Genomic DNA, 24,301 nt, shown 5'->3' on the forward strand with positions numbered 1-24,301 from the left:
CTCGCGATTCAGCCTATCGTCAAACATGAGCCTTTTCATTCGCAAGACCCGGCTGCTCGCGCATCTGCTGCGCGGCGCCTTGACCGTCACGACGCGTTTTCCGCGCGCAAGCGCCGATCGGCGCCACGCCATGAACCGGGCATGGTCCCTCAAGATGCTCGAGCTGTGCGGCATGAAGCTCGTCGTGCACAACGACGCAGCGCGGCTCGATGCGGGCGCGCTCGTCGTGAGCAACCACATTTCGTGGATCGATATCTACGTGATTAACGCGTGGCGTCCCACGCCGTTTGTTTCGAAGGCCGAGATCCGCAACTGGCCCCTCATTGGCTGGTTCGCGCAGAATCTCGACACGGTGTTCGTCGAGCGCGAGAAACGCAGTGACGCGAAGCGCATCATGCATGAGCTGGCGGCGCGGCTCGAGCGCGGCGAGCTGATGTGCGTGTTTCCTGAAGGCACGACCACGGACGGCCTCGCGCTCAAGCCGTTTCACTCGAACATGTTCCAGGCGGCGGTGTCGGCTGGGAGGCCCGTGCAGCCGCTGTGCATTTTGTATGAGGATGCGCAGGGGCGGCAGTCGGTGGCGCCGGCGTATATCGACGACCTTTCGCTCAAGGATTCGCTCGACGCGATGCTCAAGGCTGGGCCACTGACCGCTCACGTCTACGTGGGCGAAGCGATCGAAGCGGGGGACGATCGGCGCAAGCTGGCGGCGCGTGCGCAGGAATCGGTGGGGCAGGCGTTGGAGACGATGCGTGGTGAACCGGCGGCGCGTCCGCATAGCGTCGCGCAGCTGACTTGATGTCAGAAGGCGTGCGCCTGCGCGAATTCAGGAGCTTTAGCCGTTCGTCACGCGGCAACTCTCGCAGGGCACCTGCGTGAGGATGCGTTCGCCCGGATCGCCGACGAGATGGATTGCCGAGAGTTGCTCGCCCCAGACGCAGCCCGAGTCGAGCCCGACCAGGTTCTTGCGCAGGGTGAGGCCAAGCGCTGCCCAATGGCCGAACACCACGGTCGTGTCGGCCGTTTTGCGACCGGGCACGTCGAACCACGGCATGAAGCCCGGCGGCGCGGAGTCGAGGCCGCCGCTGGTCGAGAAGTCCATCACGCCGTCGCTATCGCAAAAGCGTACGCGCGTGAGCGCGCTGCAGGTCACGCGCAGCCGCTCGATACCCTTGAGATCCTTGGACCATCGGTTCGGCTGGTTGCCATAGAGGCCGGCGAGCGTCTCTCGCCAGTTGTCGCGGCGCAACGCTTTTTCGAGTTCGTGCGCGAGTTCCATCGTGAGATCGACGTCCCACTGGGGTAATACGCCCGCATGCACCATCAGCATGCCGTTCTCGTAGTGCGCGATCGGGCGATGACGCACCCAGTGCAGCAGATCTTCGGCGTCGGGCGCGTTCAGGATGTCTTCGATGGTGTCGTCTTTCTTCGCCTTGCGGATGCCCGCCGAAACCGACAGCAGATGCAGATCATGATTGCCCAGCACCGCCACGCCGCGCTTGCCGAGATCGATCACCTCACGCAACGTTTCGAGCGACGCGGGACCGCGATTGATCAGGTCGCCCGCGAACCAGAGCGGCGTGTCCGGGGACGGGGCGGCTTTGGCGAGCAGTTCGCGAAACGGTGTGAGGCAACCCTGGAGGTCGCCGAAAGCGAGAGGGGCTGGATGCGGCGCTTGCGTCATCGTTAGGGTGGGCTTGATTGCAGTGCAGCGTGGAACACGAGGCTGTGACGGTATCACAGGAATAGTTTGGCCGCGTGACGGCTCGAGAATGATAAAAATCCATCAATGCATGAACGTTCAGACCCCATCTTGGCATGAAAAGTGCGGTCTAATGAATTTGTCAAGCTGTTTCAAGATGTTAGAGGGGTGGCGTTTGCGCGGGGTATCCTTATAATCTCTTTCGATAAATTAGAACCAGAGTCTGCGGGTAGTTAAACTGAATCGGGCACTTCTACCTCACGAAAGCTGTTTTTAAGAATAGCTCCAAGGTGGCCCGGTGCGAGGGTTGACGCCAGAAATGCTTCCGCGCTCGCGCAATAAAAGGAGTTCCATGATTCTGGTAACTGGTGGCGCCGGCTTTATCGGTGCCAACTTTGTGCTTGACTGGCTGAGTCAGTCCGACGAAACCGTATTGAATGTCGACAAGCTGACATACGCGGGCAATCTCGGTACGCTGAAATCGCTGCGGGATGATCCGAGGCACGTATTCGCACGCGTGGACATTTGCGATCGGGCAGCGCTCGATGCGCTCTTCGCCCAGCACAAACCGCGCGCGGTGTTGCACTTCGCGGCTGAAAGTCACGTTGACCGCTCGATTCATGGTCCGGCTGACTTTGTTCAGACGAACGTTGTAGGCACGTTCACGCTTCTCGAGGCCGCTCGTCAGTACTGGAATGGTCTGCCGGAACGTGAAAAGGTTGCGTTCCGCTTCCTGCACGTCTCCACGGACGAGGTATTTGGCTCGCTTTCGGCAACCGACCGGCAATTCTCCGAGACCACGCCGTACGCGCCAAACAGCCCGTACTCTGCGACCAAGGCGGGATCGGACCATCTCGTTCGCGCGTACCACCATACATATGGCCTACCCACGCTTACGACGAACTGTTCGAACAACTACGGCCCATACCAGTTTCCGGAAAAGCTGATTCCACTGATGATCGCCAACGCTCTCGCAGGTAAGCCACTACCGGTCTATGGCGATGGCCAGAATGTGCGTGACTGGCTGTATGTGGGCGACCACTGTAGCGCGATTCGCGAAGTGCTCACGCGCGGCGGTGTAGGCGAGACTTACAACGTTGGCGGCTGGAACGAGAAGAAAAATCTCGAAGTCGTGCATACGCTCTGCGACCTGCTTGACGAACTGCGTCCGAAGGCCGCCGACTCATACCGTGACCAGATCGCCTACGTGACAGATCGGCCAGGCCACGACCGGCGCTACGCCATCGACGCGCGCAAGCTTGAGCGCGAACTTGGCTGGAAGCCTGCGGAAACTTTTGATACTGGTCTGGCGAAGACGGTGCGGTGGTACCTGGACAACCAGGCGTGGGCGGACGAGGTCGCCTCGGGCGACTATCGAAAGTGGGTCGAAACCAACTACGCGCAGCGCGCGTAAGGGCGGTCGTCATGGCGCGCAAAGGTATTATTTTAGCGGGCGGTTCCGGCACGCGGCTCTATCCGATCACGCATGCGGTCTCGAAGCAACTGCTGCCGGTCTACGATAAGCCGATGATCTATTACCCACTGTCGACACTAATGATCGCTGGCATCCGCGACTTGCTCATCATCTCGACGCCGCAGGACACGCCACGCTTTGAGTCGATGCTCGGCGACGGTAGCCAGTGGGGCATGAACATTCAGTACGCGGTGCAGCCGTCGCCCGATGGGCTTGCACAGGCGTTTATCATCGGACGCGAATTCGTCGGCAATGATCCGTCCGCACTGATTCTCGGTGACAACATCTTCTACGGTCACGACCTCGCGAAACAACTCGAGAGCGCCAACGCCCGTGAGAGCGGCGCGACTGTCTTCGCGTATCACGTGCAAGATCCGGAACGGTATGGTGTAGTCGAATTCGACAAGCGCTTCCGCGCATTGTCGATCGAAGAGAAGCCGCAGGAGCCGCGTTCGAACTACGCGGTGACGGGGCTGTACTTTTACGACAATTGCGTGTGCGATATCGCGGCTGATATCAAGCCGTCCGCGCGCGGCGAGCTCGAGATTACCGATGTGAACTCCCGCTATCTCGCCGATGGTTCGCTGAACGTTGAGATCATGGGTCGCGGCTATGCGTGGCTTGATACCGGTACGCACGATTCGCTGATCGATGCGGCGACATTTATTGCTACGTTGCAGAAGCGACAGGGGCTGGTGGTGGCGTGTCCGGAAGAGATTGCGTATCGCAGTCGATGGATTGATGCGGAACAGTTGCATAAGCTCGCGTCCCCGCTCGCCAAGAACGGCTACGGAAAATATTTGTTGAACATTCTTACGGATCAGGTTGCATGGCCATCACGGTAACAGCCACTGAGCTTCCCGAAGTGAAGATCGTCGAGCCGAAGGTATTCGGCGATGCACGCGGCTTCTTCTTCGAAAGTTTCAATGCGTGTGAATTCGCTGAGCGCGTTGAGCCGGGCGTCGAGTTCGTGCAGGATAATCACTCGCGTTCCGCAAAGGGCGTGCTGCGTGGGTTGCATTATCAGATTCAAAATGCGCAAGGCAAGCTGGTGCGCGTCGTCGAGGGTGAGGTATTCGATGTCGCCGTCGATATCCGGAGGAGTTCGCCGAATTTCGGTAAATGGGTTAGTGTGAATCTTTCGGCCGATAACCATAGACAGTTGTGGGTGCCACCGGGCTTTGCGCATGGATTTCTCGTGCTGTCCGAGTCCGCGCAATTCCTGTACAAGACGACCGACTACTGGTTTCCGGAGCACGAGCGCAGCATCGTGTGGAACGATCCGGAAATTGGTATCAAGTGGCCGCTCGACTCCGAGCCGTTGCTTGCTGTAAAGGATGCGGCCGGCAAGCTGTTGGGCGAAGCTGAGTGTTTCGAGTGAGGCTTACGTAACGATGCGCGATCGAAAAAAGATCCTGCTCACTGGCATAAACGGCCAAGTGGGATTTGAACTGGAGCGGAGCCTGCAAGGACTCGGCGAGGTGGTGGCGTTCGACCGTAGTCGTCTCAATCTCACGAATCTCGATCTCGTGCGAGACGCAGTGCGTACGACCAAGCCCGATCTGATTGTTAATCCCGCAGCATATACCGCCGTCGACAACGCAGAAATCGATGTTGCCGCTGCAACGCGGTTAAACGCTGAAACGCCTGCTGTGTTCGCCGAAGAAGCGAAGCGCATCGGTGCAGCCCTGATTCACTATTCGACTGACTATGTCTTCTCCGGAGAGAAAGGCGAGCCGTATGTCGAAGATGATCCGGTCAATCCACAGAACGTCTACGGAAAGAGCAAACTCGCGGGCGAGCAGGCTATCGCGGCGTCAGGTTGCTCACATCTCATCTTTCGCACGAGTTGGGTGTACGGCACGCGCGGCAAGAACTTCATGCTAACGATGCTTCGCCTCGGTGCTTCGCGACCTGAGCTTGCTGTAGTTGCCGATCAGATCGGCGCACCGACGTGGTCCAGCACGATCGCGACGATGACTGCTGACGTAATTGCGCAAGCGATTGGCGCGGGTAGTGCCGGGTGGAATGACTGGTGGCACGTCCACTCGGGCCTCTATCACATGACTGCGTCTGGCTCGACTTCGTGGCATGGTTTTGCACAAGCAATTTTCCGGTTGTCGAATCTCGAGAGCAAGCCAATCGTAAAGCCTATTCCCGCAAGTGCCTACCCGACGCCCGCGTGTCGACCGACCAATTCGCGTTTGTCAAACGCGAAACTCGGCGAGCGTTTCGGCCTGTATGCGCCGGACTGGGAAGACGCGTTGAAGCTTTGCATGAGGGCGCTTTGACGAGTGCTCCCGATTCGGGGCGTTCACGCGCGGTTGTCGTTTTTTATTTTCCGACGGTGCGTGTGCGGCCAACGCGAGCCGTTCGGCCTCTATAGCGGCGTCCGTCGTCGTCGAATACACCCGTGGACACTACACGATCGCGGGCTTGATCCGGTCGGTTCGTTGCCTTCCGAATTCGTGCTTTAATTCATGCCCATAGCGATCCGAGGCTAAATATTATGCTTATTGAAGCTGCCCTTCAAAAATCCCTCGTTGCTATTCCGTCAATCAATGGTGGCCGACTGCTCGAGCGGATGTTGCCGACCTTGCGGATTCCGGGGGAACTGGTCGTTGTTCTCGATCAAGGTAGTACCGATCACACTGAGGAGGTGTGCCGCAAGGCCGGAGTAGGCTTCGTGCAGCTCGAGCGTCCACATACCTACACAGAGGCATGCAACATCGGCGCGAGAATCGCTGCCGAGCGTGGGTGTGAATTCTTGTTTGTTGGAAATAACGACATTTCGTTCAGTACCGACGTCGTTCGGGAATTGCTCGCTGAATTGATGGCTGATCCGGATCTCGGCATCGCGGCGCCGGCGCAGTTGCTGATAGACGTAGCTGCTTCATTCAAGCAACTCGCATATCGTGTTTACTGGGATCTTGAGACGCTTTCGTTCGCTCATGATTTCACGCCGCCCCATGGGAATACGCACCGACTGGAGGCCGATTTTTGTGAACTGACGTTTGCAGGGATGCGAATGTCGGTGATTCAGAAGATCGGTTTCCTTGACGATGATTACGGGTTCTACCACGAGGATGCGGATTTCGGTTTCCGCCTTAGGGATGCCGGCTACACGTGCGCTTATTTCCCCCACTCGCAAATCGAGCATTGGACAAGTTCGACGGTTTCGGCGAAGCCCAGCGAATTCAAGCTCAAATATTTGAAGAAAAACAAGGAACTTTTTGCGCAAAAGTTTCTTGGACGATATGTCGCGCATCACAATCACAAATCGGATGCGACCAATTCGTGGAATATCATCAACAAGCATTTGCATCCGTACCTGCGAAAGTACGGATTTGTTCACCCTGATGCTGCTGAATTAATTTTCTCTCATCCAGGAGCCGAGCCTTTTCAATACCTGTATTCAGTCTGGGAGACAACCCGGCTCCCAGATGCGTGGCTGGCGTTCAGGGATCAATACAAGCTCGTGTTGACTACGTCGCGTTGGAACACGGAGGTTTTCAAGCAAGCTGGTTTTGGTCGAGTGCATTACGTCCCTCTCGGCGTCGAAAGTGATGTCTTCCAGCCTTGGGGCGGCACGCAGCGCTTCTCCGATGGGAAGACCTTTCTTTGGTTCGCGCGCAACCAGTACCGTAAAGGTCTGGACGTCATGCTCAAGGCTTGGGCACCGTTTCACCGTGCGCAGCCCGGCGCCAAATTGATCTTGATGGGCATTGGCATCCTTGAAACAATGCCTGCTCCCGCCAGTACTCGTCTGTGGAAGAATTTCCGCATTGCCGAGTTTCCAGAAGACGGTATTTCCGTCTACGAGAATATTTCGGGCGTGGACGACGAGTCGCTGGCTGCCATCTATCGCAGCGTCGATTTTACGGTGTGCTCGTCGCGTTCGGAGGGTTTCGGATTCGGCGTCGCCGAGTCAATGGCCTGTGGGACGCCTGCCATCTTCGGCAACTTCGGCGGGACAGCAGATTTCGTGGTTCCCGGTGCCCTGGCTCTCATGGGAACACCTATTGCCGCTGACTATTCCGACAAGGGATTTGGAGATGTCGGTAACTGGTGGGAACCGTCTGTTGAGAATCTCACGGCGCTCTTGTTCGAAGCAAATGACATGGATGCGAAGCGCTATCGGTTGCTCTCAGACATCGGAGTAAGGACCATTCGCACACGCTTTTCGTGGCGTGAAACGAGTCTCGCGATTCGCCGTGCCCTCATCGCCGAGGATGAGGGCAGACTGCTAACAGTCGAAACGCGAAAGGGCGGCAACCAACCGCCCCTGACTCTTCCAAAACCGACATTCGCCGCACCGCCCACCATGAAAAGCGCGAGACGTGTGCGAGGAGCGGTGGCAAGGGGTATGCGGCGAACGGGGACTCTTCTGACGTTCTTTGCCGATAACCTGGAGCCATATGGCTGGCGGACCGCGTTTTCGGTTTCGTCAACGCGGCTCGTCGGGCCGTACTTCAGGACGCGCACTCAATGGGTCAAACAGCGGGTCGCGCAGCGTTTGCGGTTTTCTGGTCGCAATAATCAGTCAATCGTCACGAGGCCCGTTCCACCGGTGAGCGAGGAGAAACTCCCGGGTACATTGTTCATCGGTTACGCCGAGGGCGCGCTTGGGCTAGGTCAGGCATTTCGTGCGAACCTGAGGGCGGCCGAGGCGGCCAAATTGCGTTTTGCGGTGTATCCGTTCCGCGTTGGTATTGAAACTCGGATGCTCGAGCCATTCATGCCGCAACGATATGATGAAGCGCATCCGCGCGAGATCAATGTTATCGGAGTTGCGTGTGACCAGGTACCCGTTGTTTTCCGGTCAGTCGCCCCGGGCTTGTTGAACAATTCGTACAATATTTTGTGTCCATACTGGGAGCTTCCTCGCGCCCCTGAGGAATGGCGGGCTAATTTGGCGAATATTCATGAAATATGGGCGCCTAATGCCTACATCGCGAAAGCCTTCTCTCATATATTCGAGGGCCCAATCGTCGTCATGCCGCCGGCTATGGAAGATACCGCTGGCGACCATCCCGCGCGAGCTCATTTCGGGATGGATGAAGGGCGTTTCTATTTTATGTTCAGCTTCGATTACTATTCGTCGCCGTTCAGGAAAAATCCGCTTGGTGTGCTGTATGCATTCCAGAAGGCATTTCCTCGCGGCAACGAAAACGTCGGATTGGTTATCAAGTCGACTGGGGCGCCCGGGCACTTTCCGGACATTAAGGCGATAATCGAAGAAGCGATGAGGCGCGATCCGCGCATTATGTTGTTCGATAGCAACATGCCGCGCAATGAGATGCTTGGCTTGATTCGCGCGTCGGATTCCTACGTTTCCCTCCATCGTGCTGAGGGTTTCGGGCTTGGAATGGCTGAGGCGATGACCTTTGAACGGATCGTTATAGGTACGGACTTTTCAGGGTCGGTAGATTTTCTGAACAATGATACTGGCTATCCCGTACCTTATCAGTTGCGACGTGTAGAAGAGCACGAATATCCGTGCTCCGAGGGTCAGGTCTGGGCCGAGCCGGATGTGGAGGCGGCGGCAAATATTATGAGGCAAGTCGCAACCGATCCGTCAGAAGCGATGGTAAGAGGGCGGAATGCGCGCAAGTGGATCGAGAGCAGTTATAGCCCGGACGTGGTCGGAGAAGCTATGAAGGTGCGGTTAGATGCTTTATCTAAAAAATTTGAATCCGACAGTACGCCTGATTGATTTTATGCAGATGGATGACGTCATCTCGCGCGAAATTGACCGTCGATCTTATGATTAAATTTTTTGAAAATTTAGATCGAAAATTAATCTTGGATGTAACGTCGTCCAGAAATAGACGAACTGCGTAACGACCGTCCGGGCAAGGTCATAACTCGTGAGCACTCAGTCGCCGTACAAACTGACTGACATGTTTGAATTGCGGATGCCCAAATTGGAGAATGCGGTGCGGATCCGTCTTGTAAAATACTCGCACTCGAATCTGATAGAACGCTCGTGATCGAGCTGCTTTTGTAAAGGTGAAAAAAAGTGGCGGACCCCGTTTACTACCTCCATATCCCCAAGACTGGCGGAACTTCACTTACTTCCTTTCTTGACGATCAATTCGATCCAGAAGACATTTGCCCGGCGCGGCTGCTTCCGGAACTGTTCGCGCTGCCACTGCAGTTCGTGGATAGATATAGGCTGTTTCGTGGGCATCTCTGGCACGGTTTAGATGCCTATACGAAGCGGAAACTAACCTACCTCACGATGCTGCGGGACCCGGCGCAGCGGACGGTGTCGTGGTACTCGCACGCGATGCGCGATGCCAATGCATATCGCCATCAGAAAATGAAAGAAGAGCGTTGGTCCTTGCTGGATTTTGTTCGAGACGCTGAAACGAACTGGGATATCGTTAACACACAGACTCTGTTTCTTGCGGCCGACCTTGATTATGACAAGCTGGCACGTGATCCAATCGGTTACGGGCAGGCAGCTATAAAGGAGCTTGCGGCTCGCAAAAATGACCGCTCATTGCTTGATCTTGCAAAAAGGCGCCTTGAATCGTTTGCGTTCTTTGGCATCACCGAGCGGATGCGCGACTCGATGAGCCTTCTCGCCTACGAACTCGGTTTTTTTCCGAGTTTTTCGGTTCCCAAACTGAATATATCGTCCAATCGATCGGGAGATGGCGAGTTATCGGAGGATGAAGCCGATGCCATTCGTGAGTTGACTCCGCTCGATCAGGAGTTGTATGTCTGGGCTTGTCAGCTCTTCGAGGAACGAGTGGGCGAGATGCTGCGTTCACTTTTGATGGACCGGTACCGGCAGTCCCACACGTTGGTCAGGAAGTCATGGCACGTGCCAATTGCAGGGCCGGCAAGAACACAGATAAAGGTGACGATCCTTGATGCGCCGTCACGGGTGCCTGCAAACCAGCAGTTCAGGGCCGAGATCAGCTTGCACAACTCTTCCTGCTATCAACTCGCCAGCCGCGGATCGAATCCGGTGCATGTGTCGTATCACTGGCTCGACGGCGAGCGTTCGCAGGTCGTGGTGTTCGATGGAGAGCGCACGAGATTACCTGCTTCTCTGATCCCGGGCGAGGACCAGAATGTGCGGGTATCCGCAATAGCACCTGCGGTCCCAGGGCGTTATTTTCTACGGTTGACTTTGGTACAGGAAGGAATCGGCTGGCTTGACGATGGCGACTCGGGTGCTTTTTGCGATGTCGAAGTCGCAGTCGAGTAGCATCAGGGTATCGACCGTGATGGGCGTCCATGTAGGGGGACGATATTGGGGCGTGACCGATTGGCTCGTCCGGCCCGGTGAGGACGCAGGCATCCTTCGTGGGGCCGCTTGGCCACCAGGTATAATTCTGTCCCACCCGGATCAGTCCTGATCGGCTGATCCCTACGCCGACGGCTCATCGATCCACGTGGCGAAGGCTTCCGTTCGCCAGCGAATATTATTTCTGGAGTGAAAGAGATGTTAATCCCCGTCATCCTGTCTGGTGGCGCTGGCACACGGCTTTGGCCAGTCTCCCGTGAAGGGCACCCGAAGCCGTTTATGAAACTCGCTGACGGTGAGAGCCTACTGCTGAAAACGTACCGTCGTGCGGCGGCCGTAGCGGGCGACGATGCGGAATCGCAGCGGGGGGAACTCCTGACGGTCACCAACCGCGATTACTACTTCATGAGCAAAGACGAGTTCGCGTTGGCGAATCTCGGCGAGCAGCCTGGTGCGTTCCTGCTCGAGCCGTCGGGACGCAACACGGCGCCTGCCGTGGCGATGGCGGCGTATTACGTCGCGGAGAAGTACGGCCGTGATGCGCTGATGCTTGTTCTCGCAGCCGATCATCTGGTTCAGGATCAGCACGCATTTGCGGCCGCCGTTTCCAGTGCCGCTGAACTGGCGCAGCAGGGCAAGCTGGTCACGTTCGGCATCGTGCCGACCAATGCCGATACTGGCTTCGGCTACATCGAGGTCGGAGACAGAATCGGAGAAGGACGGATCGCGCTGCGTTTCGTCGAGAAGCCGAACGCGGCCAAGGCTGCCGAATATGTGGCAGCCGGCAACTACCTGTGGAACTCGGGCATGTTCTGTTTCAAGGCGGGCGCCATTCTCGAAGAAATGGCCCGGCACACGCCGGAGGTCACGGTGGCAGCCAACGCATGCTGGGCATCGCTGACGGCTGGCAGCGCATCAGCACAGATGCTCGAAATTCCCACTGAGTCGTTCGCGAAGATGCCCGACATCTCGATCGACTACGCGGTGATGGAGCGCTCGTCGAACGTGGTGGTGGTACCTTCCAGTTTTGGCTGGAGCGATATTGGCTCGTGGGGGGCAGTCCGTGATCTCGTTGCTCCGGATGAGGACAGCAACCGCGCCGTTGGAGATGCGATCTTCGTCGATAGCAGTAACGTCTATGTGCAGAGCCAGGAACGCCTCGTAGCGTCAGTGGGCGTGGCCGATCTGATGATCATCGATACGCCGGACGCGCTGCTGGTCGCTCATCCGGATCGCGCGCAGGACGTCAAGCAGGTCGTCGCTCGCCTGAAGAAGCAGAACCACGAAGCGTACAAACTGCATCGCACTGTTAGCCGCCCGTGGGGAACCTATACGGTGCTGGAAGAGGGCCCACGGTTCAAGATCAAGCGCATCGAAGTCAAGCCGGGCGCCAGCCTGAGCCTGCAGATGCACCACCATCGTAACGAACACTGGATAGTGGTATGCGGGATGGCCAAGGTCGTGAACGGCGATAAGGAAATCTTCGTTCGCACCAACGAGTCCACGTACATTCCTGCCGGCCACAAGCATCGCCTTGAGAACCCGGGCGTCCTTGACCTCGTGATGATCGAAGTTCAGAGCGGTGAGTACCTGGGGGAAGACGATATCGTTCGCTTCCAGGATGTCTACGGGCGGGCTTGATGCTGGGATTGCTACGAGCCCTTTGGGCATATCGCGGGTTCATCCTGGGGAGCGTCAAGCGGGAGTTCCAGTCCAAGTACCGCAATTCCTTGCTGGGTGCGGCGTGGACGGTGCTCAATCCGCTGGCGATGATTGTCGTCTATACGGTGGTCTTTGCGAAAGTTATGCATGCCCGCTTGCCCGGTGTGGATAGCAGCTTCGCGTACAGCATACACTTGTGCGCGGGTGTGCTGCCATGGGGCATGTTCGTCGAAATCGTCAGTCGCGCCCAGAATGCGTTCATAGAGAACGCCAACATGATCAAGAAGCTGAGCTTTCCGCGGTTGTGTCTGCCGGTGATCGTGGTGGTCAACGCGCTGGTTAATTTTGCGATCGTGTTCGGGTTGTTTGTTGCCTTCACGTTGGTCTCAGGCACGTTTCCCGGCTTGGCGTTTCTTGCTCTCATTCCGTTGCTGATCCTGCTGACATTGTTCGCCATCGGCCTTGGCATTACGCTAGGGGTACTCAATGTGTTCTTCCGTGACGTCGGCCAGTTCTTTGGCATCGTGCTGAATTTCTGGTTCTGGCTGACGCCAATCGTCTATTCGGCCGACATTCTGCCCAAGCGCATCCAGGCAGGGATGCAGTTCAATCCAATGGCATCGTTGATCGAAGCTTTCCAGGGCGTCATGATGCAAGGCGAGTGGCCGGATTGGTCGCAACTCTGGCTCGTCGCGGTACTGAGCGTCGGGTTATGCGTCTTCGGTTTCAGGTTGTTCCGCAAGCATGTGGGCGAAATGGTGGATGAACTCTGATGGGAACCATTACCGTTACCAATGTCGGCAAGGCCTACAAGCAATACCCGACCCGCTGGTCCCGTCTCGTCGAATGGATGGACCCACGTGGTAAGGCGCACCACAAGCTCCACTGGGTACTCCAGGACGTGAACTTCTCGGTTCAGTCCGGGGAAGCGCTAGGCATCATCGGTATTAACGGTGCTGGCAAGAGCACCTTGTTGAAAATGATCGTTGGGACCACGCAGCCCACCACTGGCGCCGTGACCCTAACCGGGCGTGTTGCAGCGCTACTTGAGCTGGGGATGGGTTTTCATCCCGACTTTACCGGGCGTCAGAATGTCATGATGGCCGGGCAACTGCTCGGTTACAGCGTTGAAGAGATTCTCGCTTTGATGTCTGAAATCGAGGCGTTCGCCGAAATTGGCGAATATATCGATGAGCCCGTGCGAGTGTATTCGAGCGGCATGCAAGTGCGTTTGGCATTTAGCGTGGCGACGGCCCGACGGCCTGACGTGCTGATCGTCGACGAGGCGCTGTCGGTAGGCGACTCGTATTTCCAGCATAAGAGCTTCGAACGGATTCGCGAGTTTCGCAAGCAAGGCACGACGCTGCTCATCGTGGCTCACGACAAGGCGGCAATACAGGCCATCTGCGATCGAGCGATCCTGCTGAATGCTGGGCGGCTCGAAATGGAGGGACCGCCAGAGGCGGTGATGGATTACTACAACGCTATGTTGGCCGACCGTAAGAACCATGAGGTCAAGCAAGAGAAGCTGGAAGACGGTACGGTGCAAACCGTTTCCGGAACCGGCGAGGCAGTGATCGACGAAGTTGTGTTGCTGGATGAATCCGGTCAGGCCATTGAAGTCGTCGGAGTTGGCCAGCCAGTTGCGATGCGCATCAAGGTCAAATGCGTATACGCGATCCCCGAACTGGTCGTCGGGTACATGATCAAGGATCGCTTGGGACAGACGGTGTTCGGAACGAATACCTATCACCTGAAGCAAGTGATGGTCGATCTGGCCGAGGGCCAGTTAGTCGAACTCTATTTCGAATTTTTGGCGAACCTTGGCGTGGGTAGCTATTCGGTAGCGGTGGCGCTGCACACGGGAAACGCCCACATCGCCAACAATTATCAATGGCGTGACCGCGCATTGGTTTTCAACGTTGTTAATATAAAAATGGAAAATTTTGTCGGAGTGGCGTGGATACCAACGACGGTGCGGAGCTTGCCGTAGTGGACAGTTTCTATCGCGCGTTCGAAGACCGGTATCGGGGCTCCCGGGAGTTGATCAAAAGCCGGCTGGCGAAATACATGCCGTTCGTCCAGCCGCTGGCGACGCTGTATCCGGGCGAAAAGACCTTCGACTTGGGCTGTGGCCGCGGCGAGTGGCTGGAGTTGATGGTCGAAACCGGTTTTACCGCGCTCGGCGCGGACCTCGACGCCGAGATGCTGGAGGCATGTCGAGAGCGAAATCTGCCGGTACTTCAGGCCGACGCAATTGCGCATCTCGCGACGCTTGAATCGGACAGTCACGCGTTGATCTCGGCTTTTCATGTTGTCGAGCACGTGAGCTTCGATCAGTTGCGCAGTCTCGTCAGTGAGGCTTTGCGCGTGCTGAAGCCGGGCGGATTGTTGATTCTCGAAACGCCGAACCCTGAAAATATCGCCGTAGCGACGTCCAATTTTTACCTCGATCCGTCGCACCAGAAGCCTATTCCTCCGCTGCTGCTCTCTTTTGTTGTGGAACATGCGGGGTTCGATCGCGTCAAAGTGGTCCGGCTGCAAGAGGCTCCAGAACTCAACGACGCGGCAGTGCCCGTTGGCTTTCTGGATGTGTTGCGCGGAGCGAGCCCCGACTATGCGATTGTCGCGCAGAAAGATGCCAACTCGAGCCAAGGTGCGTTTGACGATGCGTTCGCGGCGGAATATGGTCTGACGATCGACGTGCTGGTTCATCGCTACGAGGCGAGGATCGCATCGAGTATTTCGCAGCTGGACGCACGCCTCGGACAGACTCAGGAGCGGCTTCGTTCCTCAGAAGAAATATTGCACATCACTCAGGAGCGGCTTCGTTCCTCAGAAGAAATATTGCACATCACTCAGGAGCGGCTTTTTTCCGTAGACGGAAAATTGCACACCGCTGACGAGCGGCTTTATTCCGTAGAACGAAAATTGCACACCGCTGAGGAGCGGCTTTATTCCGTAGAAGGAAAATTGCGCTCTACTGAGGGACGGTTGCATATTGAGGAGCATCAACGCCAACAGGTCGAAGAGCGGCTCGAGCATGCTGAGACTCAAATGCACGGTGCAGAGCACCGTGCGCGGCATGCAGAAGAGGTGGCGCATCAGGCAAATGCTCAATTGCAGCTGGTACATGTTCAATTGGATGCGGTCTATCGGAGCATGTCATGGCGTGTCACTGCTCCCATGAGGTGGGTGAGCCTTGCGTTGCGAGGCAAGCAAGCGGTGACAGTAAAGCAGGCGTTGAAGCCTGTTCTCGGGAAGGCGGGGCTGTACGTGAGCAAGCGGCCCTGGTTGCGCTGGCCTGTATTTGCCGTGCTCAATCGCATGCCGCGAGTAAAGGCGCGTCTCACGCATGTCGTGACTGCGTCGACGGCCGGACTAGCCGTCGACCTGAACACTCTGCCCAATCATGTCGAGCGCCTTAGCGAGCACGCGAATCGTATTCATGCCAGTCTGACTGCAGAATTCGACAAATCGCAACGGGAGAAGCGCTGATGCGCATTGTCATCGATATGCAAGGCGCTCAGACTGAGAGCCGATTCACGGACATTGGCCGTTACGTGTTGGGTTTTGCGAAAGGCGTGGTGCGTGTTCGTGGTGACCATGAGGTCATCCTTGTCTTGAACGGCATGATGCACGAATCGATAGAAGCGATTCGTGCGGAGTTCTGCGGGCTGTTGCCTCAGGAGAATATCCGCGTCTGGCAGGCGCCTGACCCGGTAGAGGAAGCAAGCGGCGAAAATGCGACGCGCCGTGAAGTCGCCGAACTCGTTCGAGAAGCCTTCCTCGCAAGTCTGGAGCCGGATGTCATCCATATTGGTAGCTTTTTTGAGGGAGAGGCAGATCATAGCGTATCGAGCATTGGTCGGTTCGATCGGGCAACTCCGATAAGTGTTTCTCTGTTTGATCTCATTCCGCTCGTCGACGCCAAGCACTATCTCGATCCAAGGCCTATTGAGGCACGCCACTACTACCGGAAGATTGGCTATTTAAAAAAGGCCTCTCTGCTGCTGGCTGTTTCGAATTTCTCTCGCCAGGAGGGTGTGGATTATCTTGACTATCCTCCCGGGCAGATATTTGCGATTTCTTCGGCCATTGAGGATTCCGTCAGTCCGCGGCTTCTCGATGCACTGGAAGCGGGCGCGCTGCGTCAGAAACTCGGTATCAACGGTGCATTCCTGCTGCACACAGGTGGGGCCGACGAGCGCAAAAACCTCCCTCGGTTGATCGAGGCTTATTCGCTCCTCACTGCAGACGTCCGCGCAAACGTTCAGCTGGTGCTTGCAGGCAAGATTTCCGAAGGCGTACTGGCCGAATTGTGCGAGCACGCGGACAAGTTCGGCGTTTCGGACGTGGAGCTAATATTCCCGGGCTATGTGGGTGATGACGATCTGCGTTCCCTTTACGCGATCTGCGATGCGTTCGTGTTTCCTTCGTATCACGAAGGGTTCGGGCTGCCGGTACTCGAAGCAATGGCTTGCGGAGCGGCCGTTATTTGTGCCGACGCCTCCAGCCTGCCGGAAGTCATGGGGCGCAAGGATGCGATGTTCGATCCCATGGACGTGTCTGCCATGTCCCAGAAGATGGCGCAGGTACTGACAGATGCAAACTTCCGCGAGCAACTGCGGGAGTACGGCCTTGTGCAGGCAAAGAACTTTTCGTGGGATACGGTAGCTCGCAAGGCTATCGCCGAGTGGGAGAGGCTGGATCGGCCCCCAGCAAGGCGTTGGTTGGAGCAAAGCTGGGAGCAGGATCGGTTGCTCCATGCGATTGCTGCCAAAGCCTCGGACGCGAACGACGCAGATATGCTGGTGCCGCTCGCCGCATGTGTTGCTCAGAACCAGAGGTCCGGATACGTTCGCCAACTACTGGTCGACGTTTCCGAGTTCTGCCAGAACGACGCGGGTACGGGAGTGCAGCGAGTCGTCCGGAACTACCTGCGCTGTCTGTTGAATGACCCTCCCAAGGGCTATCGGGTCGAGCCCGTCTACGCGACGGTCGACAGCCCGTATCGATACGCACGTCAGTTTACGCAAAAATTTCTCGACGCACCACCGGATGAAACCGTCGGAGACGGCACCCTGCAGTGGCAGCGCGGTGACATCTTTCTTGGGCTCGACATGCAGCACGGCGTGCAAACTGCGCACGCCGCCTTCTACCAACAGCTAATGCGGCAGGGAGTCTTGGTCAAATTCGTGCTTTACGACTTGTTGCCGGTCGAATTTCCGGAACATTTCTATGGCGCGAACCTTAAGACGCTACACGAAAAACTGTTGTCAGTGATGGCCACAACGGATGGAGCGATATGCATATCCAAGGCGACATCGGATGCCCTTCAGACTTGGATCCGGGACGAGGAAGTACCGACTTCCTCGCGCTTCCATAGTTCATGGGTTCATATTGGGGTTGATTTCCCGGAGGTTGCGGAAGGCGCGTTGCCGCCTGAAGCCGCACGCGTGATCGCGGCGATGCAGCGCTGCCCGAGCTTCCTCTGTGTATCGACCATTGAACCGCGAAAAAGGCAGGTTCAGATCCTCGAGGCCGTTGAAGCGTTGTGGTCAACTGGCCACGACATCTGCGTGACTTTTGTGGGGCGCCTAGGCTGGAAGATGGATGCCTTTGCAAAAAAGGTACGTGCACACAGCGAGTTCGGCAAGCGGCTATTTTGGCTGGCGGGGATCGACGACAACTATTTAGTCAGCCTGTATAAGGCGGCGAGTGCGCTGGTCGCTGCGAGTGCCAATGAGGGTTTCGGCCTGTCATTGATTGAAGCTGCTTACTATGGACTGCCTGTCATTGCGAGAGATATCCCGGTATTCCGCGAAGTAGCAGGAGAAGGTGCCTACTTTTTTACCGGGAACTCCGCTGCTGAGTTGAGTGCGTCTCTGGCGGAATGGCTCAAGTTGTATGGTACGGGTCAACATCCTCAGTCGTCGAAGATTTCATGGTCGACGTGGGCACAGAGCTCATTTGAACTCAAGTCCCAGCTACTCGACGAAGTCACAGGCACCCGGCAACTGCTGGTTGATATTTCAGTGCTGGTCCAACAGGATGCGAAGAGCGGGATCCAGCGGGTGGTGCGCAGCATACTTCGGGAATGGCTTATGAGGCCTCCGATAGGTTATCGCCTGGAGCCCGTCTATGCGAGCGCAGATGAGCCCTATCGTTACGCGAGAAAGTACATAGCGCGGTTCCAGGGCAAGGACGGCAGTCAATTGCGCGACGCGCCGATCGAATATGCCGTAGGCGATGTGTTTCTCGGTCTCGATCTCGCGCCGGGCGTTGTCCCGCGTTACGCAGACTTCTATCAGCATTTGCGTCAGCAGGGCGTTTGTGTGAAGTTCGTTGTCTACGATCTGCTACCGCTGCGGGGCGACCATTTCGAGCACTCGCTCGTCGACCACTATCTGCGCTGGCTCGATGTGGTGTCGGAAAGCGATGGTGCGGTCTGCATCTCGAAAGCGGTAGCGGACGAACTGCATGCATGGATGGCATCTCATGAGGTCGCAAGACTGCGCCCGTTCGCGTTGGACTGGTTCCACCTCGGGGCCGATATCGAAAATTCAGTCCCGACGACGGGAGTGCCAAAAGATGCGCCGAGCGTATTGAACAAGATCCAGCAACGCCTGAGTTTTCTGATGGTGGGGACGCTTGAGCCCCGCAAGGGGCACGCTCTGGTGCTCGACGCGTTCGAGCAGTTGTGGGCGACCGGTACCGATGCCAATCTCGTCATCGTCGGCAAACAAGGCTGGATGATGGAGGCGCTGGCAGACAGGATTCGTTCGCATGCCGAGCGCAATCACCGTTTGTTTTGGCTGGAGAGCATCAGCGATGAGTACCTTGAGAAAGTGTACGCGGTGAGCGACTGCCTGATTGCTGCATCTTCCGGAGAGGGCTTTGGGCTACCTTTGATCGAGGCTGCCCGCCACGGTTTGCCGATTCTGGCGCGTGACATCCCCGTCTTCAGGGAGGTGGCCGCTAACCATGCGTCGTATTTCGACGCCAACGAAGGTCCGGAACTTGCTGGCGCAGTCCGCGAGTGGCTGGCCTCGAGGGAGGCGGGAACGATTCCGTTGCCGACGGGGCTCCCGTTCCTGTCGTGGGAGCAGAGCGCAGCAATGCTGGCTCAAAAAGTGTAGACCAAGGATTTTCCGCGTGCCCGGTGTCGCTTGCAGTTTGACGGCCCGGAGGCGCCCGTTTTATGCGTTGGATAGTTTTGTTGAAGCTAATTTGAGGGGATTATGAAGACTTCTATTATTACCGGCATCACCGGTCAGGACGGTGCCTACCTCGCCCAGATCCTGCTCGAAAAAGGCTATACCGTTTACGGCACCTACCGCCGCACGAGTTCGGTCAACTTCTGGCGCATCGAAGAGCTAGGTATCTCGAAGCATCCGAATCTCCATCTGGTCGAGTACGATCTGACGGATCTGTCGTCGAGCATTCGCTTGCTGCAAACGACAGAAGCGACCGAGGTATACAACCTCGCCGCGCAAAGCTTCGTTGGCGTGTCCTTCGACCAGCCCGCCACCACGGCGGAGATCACCGGCATCGGCCCGCTGAATCTGCTCGAAGCCATTCGCATTGTCAACCCGAAGATCCGCTTCTACCAGGCGAGCACGTCCGAAATGTTCGGCAAGGTGCAGGCCATTCCGCAGATCGAGTCGACGCCGTTCTACCCGCGCAGCCCCTACGGTGTGGCGAAGCTCTACGCTCACTGGATCACGGTGAATTATCGCGAGAGCTACAACATCTTCGGTTGCAGCGGCATCCTGTTCAATCACGAATCGCCCCTGCGTGGCCGCGAGTTCGTGACGCGCAAGATTACCGACTCTGTCGCCAAGATCAAGCTCGGCCAACTGAATGTGCTCGAACTGGGCAACATCGACGCGAAGCGCGATTGGGGTTTTGCGAAGGAATACGTCGAAGGCATGTGGCGCATGTTGCAGGCCGAAGAGCCGGACACCTACGTGCTGGGCACGAATCGTACCGAGACCGTACGCGACTTCGTGCGCATGGCATTCAAGGCAACCGGCGTCGACCTCGAGTTCAGGGGGCGTGACGAGAACGAGATCGCGATCGACGCTGCGACCGGCAAGACGCTCGTCAGGATCAACCCGAAGTTCTATCGTCCGGCCGAAGTGGATCTGTTGATCGGCAATCCGGAAAAGGCAAAGCGGCAACTGGGCTGGGAGCCGAAGACCACGCTCGAGCAGTTGTGCGCGATGATGGTCGAAGCTGACTTGCGTCGTAACGAGCGCGGCTTCTCGTTCTGATGCGCCGCAGCCGCTGGTGACCTAACTCGCCGGCTTCACCAGCCGTGATTTCGCATGGCTTGTGGAGGCGGTGGGTAATTGCGTCGTCGGGCCGCTCGAAGAAATATTGCGGGAAGACGCACTGCGCTGGATGTATAACAAGGGGCTTGGGTGAAGGTTGGTTTTGGTACGACGGCATTGGCCCGTAGCATTGCACGCGGCGGGGTGGACGGCATTGGCTCGTACACGCGGGAACTGGGGCGAGCCCTGCTTGCAGGGGGCGAGGTCGATCTCGTCCCCGCCGGTTATCGCGCGTACGTCGGCGATGAGGTGTTTCCGGGGGCCCGGCCGCCCGTGAATCTCGGCCGTCACGAGGTCATGGCAACGCTGGGCGCTGTGAGCCCGTGGAAGTGCATGGGTGAGGCGGAGCTTGTCATGGAGCACGTGGACGTGTTCCATGCAACCGATCATCTGATTCCAAAATTGTCGGCGATGCCCGTAATCGCGACCTTGATGGATGCGATTCTGTTGTCGAATCCCGAGTGGACGACCGTGAAGCAGGCTGCGCTACGTCGTTGGCTGTTGCGGCGCTCGGGCGCGTGGGCGGATCATGTGATCACGATTTCCGAGTATTCGAAGCGCTCGATTGTGGAGCATTTCGGCATCGCGGCAGATCACATTTCCGTGGTTCCCTTGGGTGTGCATCCACGGTTTTTTGAACAGATCGACGGTGCGGCCCGTGACGAGGTGCTGAAGCGGTTGGGCTTGCCTGCGCAGTTCTTCCTGTGTGTGGGGACCTTGCAGCCGCGGAAGAATCTCGATCGGGTCATGGATGCGCACGCAAGTCTTCCGGCCGACTTACGCCGAGAGTTTCCATTGGTTGTCGTCGGAATGGCCGGGTGGGGGTGTGAAAGCGTTGTCGGCCGCCTGCGCGCGAGCGAAACGGAAGGCGGTACTCGCTGGTTGCAGTATTTGCCCGATTTCGAAGTGCGTGCATTGATGCAATCGGCCAGCGCACTGGTGTTTGCGTCGTTGGGCGAGGGCTTCGGATTGCCAGTCGTGGAGGCGTTCGCTTCGGGTCTTCTGGTCATCGCGTCCAATACAACCTCCGTTCCCGAAGTGGCGGCAGATGCCGCCATTTTGGTCGATCCCTGCAGCGCAGGTGAAATTGCCGATGCCATGCGCCTCGTGATCGAGGGTCCACGCGAAGCTGACGCGCTCCGCGAGGCAGGGTTGTCGAGAGCGGGCGAGTTGACCTGGCAGGCGTGCGCCGCGAAGACCGTGGCGGTCTATCAAACTGTCCTGGATGGTTCATGTCGCTCCTGACTCAATCTGCCTCGGGGCAATGCAGCGTGAAGTTGGGGGTGGATATCACCTGGATGGTTGGCAACTACCGCGGCATGGGACGATTCGCGCGTCAGCTGATCGAGCCGGTTAGTGCGTCGGTGCTGGGTCTCGCGCCGAGCGGCGTGACAACCACGGATTGGCCATGCGTTAGCGATGGGCGCGGTTTCTTTCCATGGTGGGAGCAGGTCGAGCTGCCCCGCCTGTGCGAGGCGCAGAAGCTGGATTACCTGCTTTGTCCGTACAACACCGGACCATTGCGATCAACGGGCCGGACCCGTCTGATCTCGGTTATATACGACCTGATCTATCTGCAACCTTGGCGCGTGCTGCCTCCGTCGAGATCCCTGTATCAGACGTTCGGGCGCGTGTACAGACGGCATGTGGTGCCCCGGCTGGCTCGCCGCGCCGACGTCGTGCTAACCGTATCCCGATTTACCCAGCGGGAACTGGTTGAGCAGTTCGGATTGTCGGAAGAGGATGTGCGCGTCATTCCGTGTTCGATTCCGGACGACTGGTTCGCTCCTCCCCTCAGTCAGGCAGATCGCCAACCCTACCTGTTTACCGTGGCGGGCGAAGTGCCCAGCAAGAACGTCGATCGCCTCCTGCAAGCGTTCGCGTTGGCGAGGCCGACGCTGGACGAGAACGTCAGATTGCGCATTGCCGGGATTAAATCGGCGCATCACGAATATTTTCTACGGCGGGCAACTGCACTGGGACTCGCAGGTCATGTCGAGCTGTTCGGGTATGTTTCCGACCAGGAGCTGAAGCTGCACTACCGGCAGGCGCGGGCATTCATCTTTGCTTCGTTGTTCGAAGGGTTCGGCATACCGCTGTTGGAGGCGATGGCATCGGGTACGCCTGTCGCGTGCAGTAACACGACGTCGATGCCCGAGATCGTTGGGGGGGCCGGTCTGCATTTCGACCCCTTTTCGGTTGGCGAGATGGCCGAGCAGATCCGGGGCATATGCAGCGGCGGAGAAACGTTCGATGCGAGGGTCCGCGACGGAGTGGACCGCGCGCGTCTGTTTTCGAAGTCGATCGTCGCGCCGGCGATTCAGCAATTCTGGGAACGTTTGTCGTGACCACAGACAAGAAAAAGCTGCTGGTGCTGACGCCCAGACTTCCCTACCCGGTGATCGGCGGGGACAAACTGAGGATTTATCACCTCTGCAAAGCGTTGTCGCGCCAGTATTCGCTAACGCTGCTGAGCCTGTGCGAGTCGCGCGAAGAGATGGACTGCGAGCTGCCCAACGACGGCGTATTTGACCGGGTCGAGCGAGTCTTCCTGTCGAAGGCGCGTTCGTACGTCAACACGCTGCTTGCGCTTCCCACGCGGACGCCATTGCAGGTCGCCTACTACCGCAGTCGGGCATTTGCCGCGGCAGTTGCACGGATGATGCCTTCGCATGATGGCGTACTCGTCCATCTGGTGCGCTGCGCCGAGTATGTGCGCAAGTCGGACAAGCCGCGGGTTCTCGAAATGACCGACGCGATCTCGCTTAACTACAGCCGGATCAGGCAACTCAAGAATGCACGGGGGCTCAAGTCGCGCGTGCTCAGTCTCGAGGCGAAACGGTTGCGCGATTACGAGCGCACGATCGTCGACGACTTCGACTTGTCCGTACTAGTTTCGCAGACCGATAAGGATTATCTGTTTCCTGGCTTGCACGCCGCGAATGTGATCGTGTGCTCGAACGGAGTTGATCTGTCAGGGTTGCCGTATTCGGTGCGTAGTATGGCAAGCCGCGTACTGATCTTCATCGGAGACATGCGGACGGTTCAGAACGAGGATATGTGCCACTTCTTTGCACAAGAGGTGTTGCCATTGCTGCGCAAGCGCGCGAATTACCGGTTCAGGATCGTGGGTTCGATTTCTCCCGCACTTGCCGAGCGGTTCAGGGCATATGACGGTGTCGACGTGACAGGGCGCGTTGCGTCAGTAGCAGATTCGGCTACGGATGGCGCCATTGGCGTGTGCCCGATGCGAATCGGGGCCGGTGTGCAGAACAAGATTCTAGAGTACATGGCGCTGGGGTTGCCTGTTGTGGCGACTTCGTCTGGACATGAGGGGCTGCATGCGGAGGCCGGTCGAGATCTGGTGATCGCGAATACGCCGGAGGAATTTGTCGATCGGATCGAGTGGCTGACGGACAACGAAGCCGGAGCGATTCAAATGGCCGAGCACGCAAGGATGTTTGTCGAGCGGGAGCATGGATGGGGGCGAATGATTGATCCGCTGATGGTTAGGCTTGCTGACTTTATTGGATAAAGTGGTGATGCGCGGGGCAGTGATGTTTCTTTCGGCACAGGTAGGGTAAAGCTACACCCGAAAACCGTATAGTTTCGCGTTTTCACACAGGTGCGCCGGGAGACCGGCAAGGAGTAGGTGGTGCAAGTCCACTGCGATGAAGGAATAGCGAACCACATCGGCCCCGAGCCGTGCGCAGGTATCCGCGAGGATGTCGGCGAAGCGTCGGCAGGGGTACGTGCAGGCCAGCCATTGAGCCACGATAGAAAACTGATCCCGGGTGCCGACGCTGTCTGTGTAGCGGAAGGCAAAACGTCCGAGCGCGCAATCGCGAGCGCCCGGATGA

Annotated in this window: 18 protein-coding genes; 16 read left to right on the forward strand and 2 right to left on the reverse strand. The window is 57.5% G+C overall.

The genetic code is table 11. The features are described 5' to 3' along the window. Window positions 1-25 precede the first annotated feature (25 nt). On the forward strand, window positions 26-799 hold the full coding sequence (locus M3I54_RS19855) for a 1-acyl-sn-glycerol-3-phosphate acyltransferase (protein WP_254338876.1): 774 nt from the start codon (window positions 26-28) through the stop codon (window positions 797-799). Between the two features lie 36 nt (window positions 800-835). Here the strand turns inward: M3I54_RS19855 and M3I54_RS19860 are convergent, their stop codons facing one another. Beyond that, window positions 836-1,684 (reverse strand): symmetrical bis(5'-nucleosyl)-tetraphosphatase, encoded by an 849-nt coding sequence (locus tag M3I54_RS19860; protein WP_254338878.1) that lies wholly within the window; start codon window positions 1,682-1,684, stop codon window positions 836-838. Between the two features lie 370 nt (window positions 1,685-2,054). Between M3I54_RS19860 and rfbB the strand changes: the two genes are divergently transcribed. From rfbB to M3I54_RS19935, 15 genes are all read left to right on the forward strand, one after another. Next, window positions 2,055-3,116, forward strand: coding sequence for a dTDP-glucose 4,6-dehydratase (rfbB, locus tag M3I54_RS19865; protein ID WP_254338880.1), 1,062 nt, complete (start codon window positions 2,055-2,057; stop codon window positions 3,114-3,116). An 11-nt stretch (window positions 3,117-3,127) separates the two neighbouring features. After that, complete coding sequence (gene rfbA / locus M3I54_RS19870) at window positions 3,128-4,021, forward strand: glucose-1-phosphate thymidylyltransferase RfbA (RefSeq protein WP_254338882.1); 894 nt, start codon at window positions 3,128-3,130, stop codon at window positions 4,019-4,021. Further along, complete coding sequence (gene rfbC / locus M3I54_RS19875) at window positions 4,006-4,557, forward strand: dTDP-4-dehydrorhamnose 3,5-epimerase (protein WP_254338884.1); 552 nt, start codon at window positions 4,006-4,008, stop codon at window positions 4,555-4,557. Before rfbA ends, rfbC begins: the two co-directional genes overlap by 16 nt. A gap of 13 nt (window positions 4,558-4,570) precedes the next feature. After that, window positions 4,571-5,467, forward strand: coding sequence for a dTDP-4-dehydrorhamnose reductase (gene rfbD / locus M3I54_RS19880; RefSeq protein ID WP_375542169.1), 897 nt, complete (start codon window positions 4,571-4,573; stop codon window positions 5,465-5,467). A 218-nt stretch (window positions 5,468-5,685) separates the two neighbouring features. Beyond that, window positions 5,686-8,892, forward strand: a complete 3,207-nt coding sequence (locus M3I54_RS19885) for a glycosyltransferase (RefSeq protein WP_254338888.1) — start codon at window positions 5,686-5,688, stop codon at window positions 8,890-8,892. A 306-nt stretch (window positions 8,893-9,198) separates the two neighbouring features. Next, window positions 9,199-10,401 carry a sulfotransferase family 2 domain-containing protein gene (locus M3I54_RS19890; protein ID WP_254338890.1) on the forward strand — a complete coding sequence of 401 codons (1,203 nt, stop codon included), beginning with the start codon at window positions 9,199-9,201 and terminating at the stop codon, window positions 10,399-10,401. Window positions 10,402-10,638: 237 nt separating this feature from the next. Next, window positions 10,639-12,081: a mannose-1-phosphate guanylyltransferase/mannose-6-phosphate isomerase gene (locus M3I54_RS19895; protein WP_254338892.1), complete on the forward strand. Its 1,443-nt coding sequence runs from the start codon at window positions 10,639-10,641 to the stop codon at window positions 12,079-12,081. Then, a complete protein-coding gene (locus M3I54_RS19900) occupies window positions 12,081-12,875 on the forward strand; it encodes an ABC transporter permease (RefSeq protein WP_254338894.1) in 795 nt (264 codons plus the stop codon). Before M3I54_RS19895 ends, M3I54_RS19900 begins: the two co-directional genes overlap by 1 nt. Then, entirely contained in the window at window positions 12,875-14,095 is a 1,221-nt protein-coding gene (locus M3I54_RS19905) for an ABC transporter ATP-binding protein (RefSeq protein ID WP_254338896.1), read from the forward strand. The genes M3I54_RS19900 and M3I54_RS19905 overlap by 1 nt, the downstream gene beginning before the upstream one ends. Then, entirely contained in the window at window positions 14,062-15,600 is a 1,539-nt protein-coding gene (locus M3I54_RS19910; RefSeq protein ID WP_254338898.1) for a methyltransferase domain-containing protein, read from the forward strand. Before M3I54_RS19905 ends, M3I54_RS19910 begins: the two co-directional genes overlap by 34 nt. After that, window positions 15,600-19,244: a glycosyltransferase gene (locus M3I54_RS19915; RefSeq protein WP_254338900.1), complete on the forward strand. Its 3,645-nt coding sequence runs from the start codon at window positions 15,600-15,602 to the stop codon at window positions 19,242-19,244. Before M3I54_RS19910 ends, M3I54_RS19915 begins: the two co-directional genes overlap by 1 nt. Window positions 19,245-19,346: 102 nt before the next feature. Next, a complete protein-coding gene (gene gmd, locus M3I54_RS19920) occupies window positions 19,347-20,381 on the forward strand; it encodes a GDP-mannose 4,6-dehydratase (protein ID WP_254338902.1) in 1,035 nt (344 codons plus the stop codon). Window positions 20,382-20,531: 150 nt separating this feature from the next. After that, window positions 20,532-21,686, forward strand: coding sequence for a glycosyltransferase family 1 protein (locus tag M3I54_RS19925; RefSeq protein WP_254338928.1), 1,155 nt, complete (start codon window positions 20,532-20,534; stop codon window positions 21,684-21,686). Beyond that, window positions 21,674-22,789, forward strand: a complete 1,116-nt coding sequence (locus M3I54_RS19930) for a glycosyltransferase family 1 protein (protein WP_254338936.1) — start codon at window positions 21,674-21,676, stop codon at window positions 22,787-22,789. Before M3I54_RS19925 ends, M3I54_RS19930 begins: the two co-directional genes overlap by 13 nt. Beyond that, window positions 22,786-23,976 carry a glycosyltransferase gene (locus tag M3I54_RS19935; RefSeq protein WP_254338938.1) on the forward strand — a complete coding sequence of 397 codons (1,191 nt, stop codon included), beginning with the start codon at window positions 22,786-22,788 and terminating at the stop codon, window positions 23,974-23,976. Before M3I54_RS19930 ends, M3I54_RS19935 begins: the two co-directional genes overlap by 4 nt. Window positions 23,977-24,027: 51 nt before the next feature. Here M3I54_RS19935 and M3I54_RS19940 read toward each other — a convergent pair. Next, window positions 24,028-24,301 (reverse strand): hypothetical protein (locus M3I54_RS19940; RefSeq protein WP_254338940.1); only part of this gene is annotated, 274 nt, incomplete at its 5' end.

This window comes from Paraburkholderia sp. CNPSo 3274, assembly GCF_024206475.1.
GTDB lineage: Bacteria > Pseudomonadota > Gammaproteobacteria > Burkholderiales > Burkholderiaceae > Paraburkholderia.